We start from the raw sequence: 12350 nt of genomic DNA, 5'->3' as shown, positions 1-12350 counted from the left end.
TGGGCTGGGGGTCCAGGGGGCCTCAAGCTGGCCGCCTGGCATGAAATCCAGGGGGGTGAAGGAGCCGATATTCGAATATATGTCGGTGCCATTCCCCTCCGAAACTGAGAATGTCCCTGCCATTAACTAGGCTTTCTGGCATAGTTGAATGATTTTCCTTTCCCTCTATGTGATGCCGGAGCAGCTGATGTCCCAAGGATTCACACCCTTTCCCGGAGATTCCGCCGGGTCCTCACCGGGAGGTAAGGGCCCCGGCCAGTCCGGTTCGGGCCAGCCGAGCTTCGATCAGTCTGGTTTCGGACCTGCCGGATCAGGGCCACCCCGTTTCGGACAGAACCCCCAGGGGGACTCCGGTTTCCGACCCGGCCAGCCGGGGAGCAGCCCTTTCCCATCGAATTCCAGGGGCCCTTTCGGATCCCAGCCAGGGCCCTCAAGCGGGCCGGGTCTGAATTCCCCAACCCCCGCCGCCGCCCCCTCCGGCGGCGGACGTGGTGGTGCCACCTCCGCCCCGGTGGGAAGGCTGGCTCCCAGCCTCATCCTGGGGTTGATCGGCATCATCCTCAACGCCTGGCTCACCTTCGGTTCCCTGGTTGCCACGGACACCACCTTCGGCATCACCGCCATAGTCGCCTGGTTTTTATCGGGTTTCCTGGGGGTGAGCTGCCTCGGCCTCTACTTCTCGGAGAACAATAAACGCCGGGCCTCCGGCTTCTACTCCCATGTCGACTGGAAGAAGGGGATCTTCTACGCCACCGTCGCCGCTCTGGTGATCGCAGTGCTCTGGTCCGCCGTTGATATCGCCCTGTGGGCGGGAAAGCTATGAACCCTGTGAGATCCTTCAAGACCCTGGCAGTGGCCGCCGCCGCCACCCTGATAACTGCAGTGGCTGCACCGGGCGCCCTGGCACAGCCCGGAATTCCGGCCCCCGCGAGTGGTTCCCTCTCCCAGGTCGGTGCCTGCATCTCCGATAAGAAGGCACTTGATCTCATCATCATGATCGATGAGACCGGCTCCCTGATCCACGAGGTCAGCGGTGGACAGATCCACGAGGACCGCCCCGGCGCGGACGTCGAACACAACCGGGTTCCCGCCGCCCAGAGCTTCGTGGAGGAGCTGCTGAGCAAGCAGAGTGATGAGGGTTTCCGGACCACGGTGCGGATCGCCGGTTTCGGCCAGACCTATAAGTCAGGGGCCACCGACCCGGAGAACTACGGGGAGTGGACTGAGCTCAGCGAGGCCACCGTGGCGGACACCAAGGCCGAGATCCAGGCTTTCACGGAGCGCACCGATGAGCAGTACACCAACTACGCCGCCGCCATCGATGGTGCCTACCAGGATTTCTCCCGTTCCGCCTCGGGTGATGCCTGCCGCATGCTGGTGACCTTCACGGATGGTGCGCTCACCGCTGCTGAGGGTGCCGACGCCGCGGAGCAGGCGCTTTGTGCCCCGGGTGGGGTCAGCGACCGGTTGCGGTCCGCCGGTGTCAGCCACATCGGCATCGGTCTCTCCGCCCCCCAGAACCCCTCCGACTTCGGTCTGCTGCAGTCCATCACCGAAGGGGCCGGTACCTGTGGTGAGCTGCCGCCCAATGGTGCCTTCTTCACCGCCGACAATGTCGGTGGGCTCTTCGCGGCTTTCCGGGAGGCACTGGCCACCGGCGGTGAGGCCATGGGGGAGACCGGCGCCGGGGAACCCTTCACCTTCACCCTGGATAACTCGGTGAATTCGGTGCGTTTCACCGCGATCGCCAAGGATGATCTTGGTCCTGCTGCCCACCTGGTGCTCACCGCACCGAATGGGGAGACCGTGGAGCTGCGGGAGTCAGGTTCCGGTTCCCTGAATTCGGCGGAGGTCGGCTGGGAGGCGGAGAGCACCCCGGTGCAGATGGCAGATGGCACCCTGGCCCTGCCGGAGGGCGGGGACTGGGCCGGTGTCTGGCAGCTGCAGTTCCAGAACTTTGATTCCGGGGCCGTGGACAGCCGGGTCTTCAACTCGGTGGAGATCCAGCCCGACCTGCAGCTGCGTTTCGGCGCCGGCGAGAATCCGGCCGAGGGGGGAGTGAACCTGCGTGATGATCAGCAGCTGCAGCTGCAGCTGGTGGATCGGGATGGCAACCCCCGCGCCCTGGAAGGGCAGGCACGCCTGGAACTGAGCTTCACCCGTGCCGATAATGCGGAGACGCAGGTGTTGGCTGAGGATCTCGACCTTTCTTCCGGCCAGGCGGAGGTGGCGTTGGATGCCATCACGGACCTGCCGGCCCTGGGTTCCTTGAACGCCCGGACCACGATCACCACCGCCGGGGCGGACGGCAACCCGGGCACCTCCCTCAGCCCGATCCTGAGCGCCACCTCCTTCTCCCTGACCCAGCGGGATATGCCGCAGCTGCCGGGGGGAATCCACTTCGAGGCCACTGAGGAAACCCTCAGCGTGGATGTCCCGGTCAACGGCCCGGGCAGGGTGTGGCTGCCGGAGGGCTCCCAGCTGCAGGGCACTCTGCCCGAGGGGATGTCCATCACGGCCGGCAGCGAGTACAACAGTGTGGATAATGCCCTGGTGCTCGGTGAGGATGAGTCCACCACCTTCCCAGTGGACCTGAGCTTGAGCGAATTACGCGATGGCCTGGTCAACGGTTCCCTGCCGTTGCAGATTGCGAACCCGGAGGGGGCGAACGAGGCCACTGTGGCAGTGCCCACCGAGGGCAGCGTCAGTGTGCCCATCAACACCACCACCTTCCTGGCGGCCCTGATCAGCGCGCTGCTCCTGGCCCTGCTGATTCCGCTGCTGGTGCTCTACGCTGTGCGTTTCTTCACCGCGAAGATCCCCCGGGAGGCTTTTGCAGCGGTGCGCATCCCGCTGGAGTACAAGGATGGTCTGCTCACCTATGAGGGCCGGAACCAGCCGGATCTGAACTCCCGCACCACCGCGCAGAATCAGGTCAACATCAGCGAGGGACAGTTCCACGCCGACGGCTACCAGGTCCAGGTCAAGAGCTTCCAGCTCAATCCCTTCGCTGAGCCGGTTGCCGTGGTCGAACATGTGCCCTCCATCAGTGGTGAGGGCAAGCAGGACCAGGGTCGGGCGAAGCTGCCGCTGGTGGTTCAGGGCAGCTGGTTCCTCGCCGCCCGCAGTGGGGAACCCGCACAGCTGGAACTGGTGGCATTCCCCTACCTGCCGAGCGACCCGGGACAGCTGAATGAGCTGACCCACGACATCACGCACTACGCCCCCAACCTGGCGGAACAGCTCCTGGAAGAACTTGACGACGTCCCGGCCCAGCCCGGCGATGCGAACCCCGGTGCCCCCGGTGGCGGGGACACCCCGGCTCAGCCGGGGACGGAGTACCCGCAGCCGAACTTCGGTGGTGGCTTCGGTTCCGGTGGGCCAAACGGTCCTACTCCTGGTGGTGGCTTCGGCTCTGGTGGGCCGGGTGGTGGTTTCGGTTCCGGTGGGCCGGGTGGCCCTAACCCGGGTGGCGGTTTCGGTTCGCCGCGAACCCCTTAAGCTCCCCGGCTAACCTGTACAGACATATCTGGGCATTTTTCAATTTCATCAATATCAGTCAAGGAAAAAGTGGATCATGCGTAAAATTTTCGTCGTCGGTTGCGGCGGCTCCGGTGCCAAGACCCTGGCCTATATGATGGATCAGCTCAAGACCACTCTGGCGGAGAAACTGCCGGAACGTTACCCCAGCCCCAAGGACGTGAAACTGCCACGGGCCTGGCAGTTCGTCTCGGTGGATGTGCCGACCAGCCCGGAAAGCGCCGGCGCGAATCTGCCGAACGTCTCCGAGGCCGGGGGCCGCTACATCTCCTGCGGTTCCACCGAGCGTTACTACCCGGTGGACACCGCCGTCTCCAACCAACTGGGCAGCCGCCGCGAGCTGGGCACCATCGCCAGCTGGGCGCTGCCCAACCCGGAGTCGGAGACCACCGTCATCAGTGCCGGCGCCGGCCAGTACCGTTCAATCGGCCGCATGCTGATCCTGAGCAAGCTGCAGGAGGTGCAGCAGGAGCTGCGCAAGTCCTGGGATGTGCTCTTCACGGGTGAAACCGACCGTGAGCTGGCTGACCTCCGTAACCAGCTCTACAACGAAACCTCCTCCGGTGCGGACAGCTCCCAGAGTCAACCCCTGGTGTTCGTCGTCTCCTCCATGGCCGGCGGTGCCGGTGCCTCCATGGCATTGGATATCTGCCGCCTGCTGACCGGCCTTGAGGGCATCGCCGTGGGCAACACCTCCCTGTTCATGGTCACCCCGGACATCTTCTCCCAGCTTTCCCCGGATGCCGTGGCCGGTGCCAACCCGAATGCCCTGGCGATGTTCTCCGAACTGCTGGCCGCCCAGCTGGGTTCCGCCACGGAGTCGGACCAGCGGATCTTCCAGGCGCTGGGAGTTCCGGTGGGAGGAGATTCCGTCCCGGTGGGACGTATCTTCCCGGTGGGTGTGCGTTCCGGTGAGAATGGTGCCCTGCTCGGCGACGGTCAGGCGGACACCGTCTACCGCGCCCTGGGCCGGGCGCTGGCGGCCCTGGTCGCCGATGACGGGGCCCTGGAGGACTACAAGCGTTACACCCTCGGCAACCGGGGCGGTGCCAGCGCAGACCAGAGCCGTTTCGCCTGGGGTACGGCTGAACCGAAGAACGTCCCCTGGGGCACTCTCGGCTACGCCCAGCTGTCCATGGGCCGTGACCGCTACGCCGAGTACGCCGCTCAGCGCCTGGCACGTTCCGCCGTGGAACGCCTGCTGCGCGGCCACTATGACAAGAGCGATGAATCCCCGGCCGACCTGCAGATCAAGAAGCGCCTGGACAATAACCGCAATGGTCTGGACAATCAGCTCCACCGCATCATGCCGCTGCCCGGCCAGTCGGAGGGCTGGATCAACCAGATGTTCCAGGGGGTCGTGGAGAGATGGACCCAGCGGATGATGGGTGTGGTGCAGGACCAGATCCCCAACGCCCAGAACAAGCGTGGTTCCGAATGGGTCATCGACGTCACCCGGGCCCTGCAGATCAGCAGCAGCATGGTCGACAATGACCAACGGCAGGAGCTCTACTCCGGGGTCGCCGAATGGGCCAGCGCCGGGATCCTCCAGGAAGGGCTGCTTGGGCTGCTGCGTTCCGAAATCGCCAAGTTCGGGGTGCCCTACGGCAGTGCACTGCTGCTCGACATCCGCCACAAGATCGAGGACAACCTGGTCGCTGAGCTGCGCCAGCTCTCCGATCGCCGCGCCCCACAGGCCGTGGTCCTGGATGAAACCCAGCGCGCCGCCCTGGAAAGTGACCGCGGCCGGATCGACGACTCCACCAAGTGGACGCAGGAGATCGTGGCCAAGATCGCCCCCCAGCTGCGGAACCGGGCGATGGCGATGATCGCCCAGCACATGGCCAGCGTGCTGCATGACTTCGTCAGCAACTTCATCACCCCGCTGCAGCGCAACATCCAGATGGGCCACGCCGATCTGGAGGATGCGATGACCAAGACCAGCGACTCCGACCTCGGCGTCGCCCAGCTCAAGACCAATGTCCCCGCCCTGTGGCCGGATGAGTCTCAGAACACCGTCCCCACCCGCTTCAGCCAGGCCGCCAACGAGGTCTTCCTGACGGAGGTGGACTCCTTCGTCGGCCAGTTCATCACCGACATCACCCAGTCCGCCCGGACCGAGGAAATCCACAACTTCGACTATGAACAGGCCCTCAATGTGTCGGCCCAGCGCGTGGTCAGCGGCAACTGGGAGTCACTCTCCGGCTCGGAGGCGGCCCCCCGGGACCTGATCCGCCTGATTGAGGTCTGGGTTGCCCGCGACCTGGCCTATGACCCGGAGAACTCCGGGGAACACCGTGATCCCCGCCCCGCCCGTTTCCAGTTCAACATCAGCAGCGCCGAGGTGCTCGAGCGTGCCCGCCAGTACATCCGCCGCCCCGGTTTCTCCTTCCAGCAGTTCATCTCCAGCTCGCTGCGGGATTTCGTCACCGCGCCGGGGCTTTCGGAGAGCGAGCGGGGGGCGCGTCGTCAGCAGGTGCTGAGCAAGTTCAGTGAGGCGATGACCTACGCCCTGCCGCTGGCCCAGATCAACACCCAGCTGGTGCGCGCCATCTATAACGATGAGGTGCGCTATGAGTTCAACTTCTCCCAGATCCCCTTCGGTGGTGATGAGCTGGGTGATTCCCTGAAGCAGGCGGTGCGTGATTACCCGAACCACCGCCCCGCGGACATCACCAAACCGCTGGGCAGTGCCCTGGTCAACCAGGGTGAGGAACGCCACATCGACATCTTCGGCTCCTACCCCAACTATGTGCCGATCGTCTTCGATTCCCTGCTGCCTCCCATCGAGAAGCAGTGGCGCCAGACTGCCGGCACCCGCTCGGAGTTCTGGAACGGCCGTCGGGCCCGCCCGCTGCCGGCCGCCCTGCCGATGACCGACACGGAGCGGCTGGCCATGGTCAAGGGCTGGTATATCGGTCGCATCATCGGTCGGATCTACTTCCCGGAGACCCTGGACACCGCGGACACCACCCCGGTGCAGATCCACGAGGAGCAGAGCAAGCAGTGGGTCAACTTCGACACCCCGCTGCTGACCCCGGTCTCCCGTTTTCGGGCCGGCCTGGACTGGTTGCCGAGTCTGCTGGAGTCGGTCTCCCTGGCCTGGGCACGCTCCGGTGAGCAACCCCTCTTCCGTTCGGTGCAGCCCTATATCCTGTTGCGTCAGCTCTGGGATGACGCCCCCAGCCCTTCCCTGGGAGGACGGACCACCCGTGGGCGTCGCCTGCTGCATGAGTGGCTCTACAACGGTGAGCGGATGGCCGGTGAGGTCAACCAGATCGCCGGCACGGGTGTCGGTGCCACCCCGGCGGAACGCCTGGAGATCACCAGGGCCTGGCTGCAGCGTCAGCATGAGATCGCCCAGGCCTATGTGCCCAGTGCGAAGCTGGGGGAGGGACGCCTCTTCAACACGGCGGATCGCCCCTTCGCCGACATCACCGACCGTTCGGTGTCCGCCAAGGTGCCGGTCTTCGCCGATATCGCTCCCGATGTGACCGAGGCGACCGCCGACATCATCAACATCCTGGAGGCCTGCCTGCAGGCTGGCCCGCCCCAGGCCGAGACCGGTTTCGTCCCCACCTTCGATCCCCGCGCCGCCCAGTCCGGTGCAGCGGACCTGCCCGGAGCCGGTGAGTTCTGATGAGCACCCCTGTTGGGCTTGACAGCACGCTGACGGTGTTTCTGGGCCGGGGCCGACTGGCACAGGGCATCCGCCAGACCCTGGAGGATTTCACCGCCACCGGCCTGATCCGGGATCTGGTGTGGGTGGATGCCGACGCCTTCGTGAGTCCTTCCTCTGAGGCCATCCACCTGCGGGTCAATGCGGACGGCACCCCGGAGATCAATCGTCGCCCCTTCAACTCCCTGGTCTCCCAGTCTGGGGCCTCCCGGATGCACCTGGGCATCATCAACGTCATCGGTGCCGAGGACGGAATCCTCTCCGCGGTGGAGATCACCGCGCTGAATAATGCGCTGAGCAGCTTCAGCGTGGGCCGGGGCATCCACCGCACCAACCTGATGATCACCGCGGTTGATTCCCCCCTGGCCGCACCGTTGCCGATCCTCAACGGCTACACCAACCTGATGCTGGCCCCTGAGGACAGTCTCGGCCCGGAATCCTCGACGGTGGCCTACTACCACGACCACCTCGACCCCCGTTTCACCCTGCACTGTGCGGCTGGGATCGCCAGTCTCTTCGGTATCTGGGAGGGTGCAACATCCGCCCCGGTGAGTGAGCTGGCCCCCAACCACGGTGAAACCTTCCGTCTGGTGCGTTCCTTCTACCGCCGGATCGACGGCCAGGCGGTGCAGGCCCAGCTGAAGTCCCGCATCCTGGACACCAGCGAGAACCCGCTGCCCCGAATTGAGCGACCAGGCCAGGAGATCAGTGCCCAGCACACCCAGAACCCGGCCGGTTTCGCCGCTGAGGCGGCCCAGGGTCTGCTCGAAAAATTTGAGGACCAGCTGATCGGCGATCGGGTGAGCCCGACCGTGGAGCGGACCCGGAACACCAGTGCCGCCGCCGGATTCAAGAGTTTCCTGGGTGAGTGGTTCAAGAACATGATCAGCACCCCGGTCCGCGCCTGGGGTGATGTGCGCGCCGAGTCCAGCAGCTTTGCCACCGACGCGGTCCAGTCCACCATCTATGGTGAAACCGGTTCGCGGATCCGGGTGGGCGGCGACTCGCTTAGCGACGCCCCGGGCCACACCCCCGCCCAGCGGGACCCTGCCCAGGTCGACCTCAACCTGCGGGCCGCGGCTGAGCTACGCCCCCTGTGGGAGGCCTACAAGAACACCGCCATGAGTCTGCTCGATGCCGCACCCCGGCTGGTGGGGGAAGGCGAGGCCCGCCTGCCCAGCGTTGTCAACGACGGTTCATCCTCCCGGTTCACCGTGGCCAAGCAGGCTGTTGAGGTGATCCCGGGACCAGAGGAGAACTTCGGTGCCGAGCTGCCCTACGCGCTGCGCAGCGTGCTCGGTGAGCATCGGGTCGCCCCCTATGACGTGGTCGGGGTGCAGGAGTATGAGCAGCGGTTGGGCAGCCAGACCCAGGTCGGGCAACGCCAGATGGGCCAGGTCCGCAGTGAGTTCCAGCAGTGGCAGGGCCGGAATTCCCAGAGCTTCGCTTATCATGTCGGCCGCGGACTGCAGGAGCGGATCCAGCAGCAGCACCAGCAGCAGGCCAACTATGCGGCCCAGATCGAGCATTATAGAAAGGATAAGAAAGAGGTTGCCGGCCCGGGGCGCGCGGGCAAGATCTTCCGCTGGCTGGGTTGGGTGACCTTCTGGTCGGCCGCTGTCTTCGCCCTGGTCTGGGGGGTGGAGAACTGGCGGGCTGAGTCCGTGATGGAGTTGAGCACCTGGGTCCGTCACCTCAACCAGTCTGAGACCTCCACCAAGGCCTGGCTCTTCGGGATCTGGTTGGCGCTCTGGCTGTTGTGCTGGATCCTGCAGGTCTACTTCGAGACCCGTGACAATATCCGCCTCCGGAACCAGCGCAGTGACGTGGCATCCCGGCTGGCGGTGGCGCTGGAAAACCACAGCCGCACGAAACACACGATCGGCCGTCTCAATGTCGCTTACCAGCAGTTCCTCTCCGTCTCCCAGGTCATCGGCACCCTGCTGGAACGCCCCTTCGGCAAGATCCAGCACACCAGGGTGGAAGCCGCGATCCCGGTGAACACGATGCCGGACTCGCTGCTTTTCGCCGAGGCCACCCCGGATGAACAAACCGTGAGCCAGTTGGCGGTGGGCTTCCGCAGAAAGCTCTACCGCCAGGGTTGGCTGCAGGACTACGTCGATGGCGGCATGAAGGAAGCCGCCCGCAGCTTCACCGCCGAGAACCACACCCCCATCGGTGTGGACCACCTCTTCGCCACCACCGGGCAGGGCAGCAGTGGTGATCTGGCACGTTTCTCCCAGTGGATCGCCGGCGAGAAATTCCGCTCCCAGGATCGGAGCGCCCCCAAGTGGAACTCCATCACCGCAGCGTTGGCCAATGACGCCCGCCATGAAGGGGCGGCAGTGTTGACCTCCCTCCAGTTCTACCGGGACGGGAAGAAGACCGAGGCTCCCAACCGGGCACCCCTGGCCAACTCCGTGGCCAGCGGCTCCTTCCACGGGGAGATCGCCTCCGCCAGCGGACAGGTGGGTCGGGTGCTTTCCCTGGACCCGAACTTCTGCACCCATGAACGTCACGCCAACGCCTTCGACGCCATCGGTGTCAGCGAGGTGCTGGTGCAGGTCGGACATACTGCCGGGCAGAGTGACATCGCCTTCCGCAGTCAGCTCTCGCAGTCTGCCTCATCGGAACTGCTCGCGCAGATGCCGACCGAGGAACATCACCTGCCACCGAGCCGGGGCACCGAAGCCCAGCCATTTTCCACCCAGTTTCGCCCGAATGAACAGCAGATGCCCGGAACGGGGGAATTCTAGATGTCAGACTCCACTGAGTATCAGATACTCGAGGCTTTCGACCAGTGGCACAAGGCTGCCCGCACCATCCATGCCGTGGAGAGCCTGCCCTCCGGCCAGGAGCTGCTGGCCGCCGCCCAGGACCCCTCCCAGCTGGAGCCGGGCACCAACCACCCGGCACTGCTGGTGTGGGCCTCCGCACTGCGTCGGGCCCGCGCTCTGGCCCTGATCGGCAACCTCGATCCCATTCTCACCCGCAGCGATCCGCGCCTTTTTGAACCCGACATGACTGTGGTGGCCGGTGAGGTGCAGCCCTCTCCCGAGGTTCCGCAGCAGCAGGTTTATGAGGGGGTGGTTGAACCCATGCCCCAGCATCAGCAGTGGCCGTCCCCGCAGGAGGTCCACGAGGCGGAGGTCGAGACTGAGCAGGACGCGAACCTTGACCAGGTATTCCCTCCCATCTTCGGCACTGAGCCGGACATCCCGGAACCGGAGTACTCCTCCTACCAGCCGGAACCCACCCCGGAACCGGCATCGCCGCAGCACCAGGAGGCGCAGTACCCTGAACCGGAGTACTTCTCCCCTCAGCCGGAACCTGCTGTGAAACCGGCAGAGACCTGGATCCCGGAACCGGAGTACTCCTCCTACCAGCCGGAGCCGCAGCCCGCGGAGACACCCTTGGAGGGGCACCTGAGTTCCTGGCAGCCCCATCAGTTCCGGGGCCTGGACTTCTTCTCTGAGGTCGTCGAGGTCCCGGGCGCCCAGCTGAACATCAACCCCACCTCGGATGGTTCTCTGGAATTGTCCTGGTCAGTCCCCGACGATGGTGCTGCGGTGCAGGTTTACCGGGTACTCAGTGATGAAAGCGAATTCGCCCGGGACCTGCAGCACGGTGAAGACCGGGCAATCACGCTGAAAACCCGTTGGGTGGATTCTGATCCCCTGAGCAAGGCCTTCCGGGTCTACCAGGTGTGGCTGTACGAAGGGTCCTCTGAATCTGCTGCGGTGCAGAGCGAACCCCGCCTGGTGGGGGAGCGCTACTTCATCCTCCCCATCGACAACATCGACCTCTCTGTCGCCGGTTCGGTGATCACCGGCCAGTGGGCACCGGTGGAGAACACCCACCGGGTCGCGGTGTTCCGCGCCCCAGCCACCGAGCGCAGGATCCGTTCCCCGCAGAATGAGATCGTGAAGCAGGAACGGAACCGGGAGGGTTTCCGCTTCACCCCGGAACACCGCGGGGTGGATTATAAGTTCGTCGCCGAACGCTTCGTGTTGATCGGTGGGAATGAGGTTGCCTCGGCCCCCTCCGAGGAATTCACCATCACCATGCCCGCCGAGGTGGTGGAGGTCCCGATCGAGGTGACCCCCGCCGGCAGCGGTGTCGATGCCCGATTCGATGTCCGCTGGCAGCAACCCCACTCCGGCAACGTCCGGATCTACCGGACCGAAAACCCACCGGCCGATGGTCTGCAGGACCGGGTCGTGGAGGTGGAACAGCTGGAGGGCTTCGGCCTCCCGGACCGGGACCGGGCGAACTTCCTGAATCAGGGCGACACCGCCTCTGTCGTGGACTGGCCGGAAGACTGGTATTCACTGTTCATCACCTCAGTGAGTGTGGTGGGCAACCAGGCTCTGGTGGGCAAGTCCTATTCCTGGGTGCGGTGCGGTCAGGTCAGTAACGCCAAACTTCATGAGCGGGTGAGTACCCAGCTGCTGACCTTCGGTTGGCCGGAACAGGCCCACCATGTCACCGCCGTGATCGCAGAACCCGGTGTGGGAGACCTGTCCGGGCAGACCCCGGGCAAACTTGATCCCTCGGTCACCGCGATCGCCGGCACCATCTCCCTGGAGAACTATGCGGAGCAGGGTGGGATGCGGATTCAGCTGAACCACCCCGGCAAGGTGCTGCTCTACCCCAGCCGCACCTATGGTGGCGAGAAAATCTGGGGAGAGCCCACCACCCTGCACTACAACGGGTTGCGGAAATTCTCCTACAAACTGGTTGCCAACGGCCACAACCGCCTGGCACTGGCCATCTACAGTGACCGTGAGATCCCGGAATACCGGAGCTTCACCCTGGTTGTCCGCAATGATCGTCTGCCCCTGGAACCTGATGACGGGCAGCCGATCTGGACCCGGAAGAACAGTGAGGGAAGCAGCAACTTTGAACAGGTGATCAGCACTCTCAACCTCCGTAAAAAGGGGGAACCGGAAGTGGAGTACTGGGAGTTGGACCCGGACCTGTTCACCCGCTACCGCACCGGTTTTCTGCGCCTTTTCCTCACCGATGACAACACCCCCGGCGCGGAGGTCAATGCCCTGATCGATCCGAATCCGGAACAGCTCTCCCTGGATCAGTGGATGCGGCACTTCAACCCAGGGGGCTGGTGATG

Annotated in this window: 5 protein-coding genes; all 5 read left to right on the top strand. The window is 64.8% G+C overall.

All coding sequences use genetic code 11. The features are described 5' to 3' along the window. The first annotated feature begins 511 nt into the window (after positions 1–511). The 5 genes from COCCU_RS14745 (at position 512) to COCCU_RS12145 (ending at position 12348) form a co-directional block, all read left to right on the top strand. A complete protein-coding gene (locus tag COCCU_RS14745; RefSeq protein ID WP_231598766.1) occupies positions 512–823 on the top strand; it encodes a hypothetical protein in 312 nt (103 codons plus the stop codon). Next, entirely contained in the window at positions 820–3501 is a 2682-nt protein-coding gene (locus COCCU_RS12160; RefSeq protein WP_156231849.1) for a vWA domain-containing protein, read from the top strand. The genes COCCU_RS14745 and COCCU_RS12160 overlap by 4 nt, the downstream gene beginning before the upstream one ends. 76 nt (positions 3502–3577) lie before the next feature. Continuing rightward, positions 3578–7180, top strand: a complete 3603-nt coding sequence (locus COCCU_RS12155) for a tubulin-like doman-containing protein (RefSeq protein WP_156231847.1) — start codon at positions 3578–3580, stop codon at positions 7178–7180. Beyond that, the gene (locus COCCU_RS12150) at positions 7180–9975 is read left to right on the top strand and encodes a DUF3611 family protein (protein ID WP_156231845.1); all 2796 of its coding nucleotides are present in this window, start codon (positions 7180–7182) and stop codon (positions 9973–9975) included. The genes COCCU_RS12155 and COCCU_RS12150 overlap by 1 nt, the downstream gene beginning before the upstream one ends. Further along, positions 9976–12348 carry a hypothetical protein gene (locus COCCU_RS12145; RefSeq protein ID WP_156231843.1) on the top strand — a complete coding sequence of 791 codons (2373 nt, stop codon included), beginning with the start codon at positions 9976–9978 and terminating at the stop codon, positions 12346–12348. The last annotated feature ends 2 nt before the right edge of the window (positions 12349–12350 follow it).

Source organism: Corynebacterium occultum (assembly GCF_009734425.1).
Lineage (GTDB): Bacteria > Actinomycetota > Actinomycetes > Mycobacteriales > Mycobacteriaceae > Corynebacterium > Corynebacterium occultum.
The sequence above is the reverse complement of the archived record's forward strand: the minus strand, read 5'-3'. Positions and strand labels throughout refer to the sequence as shown.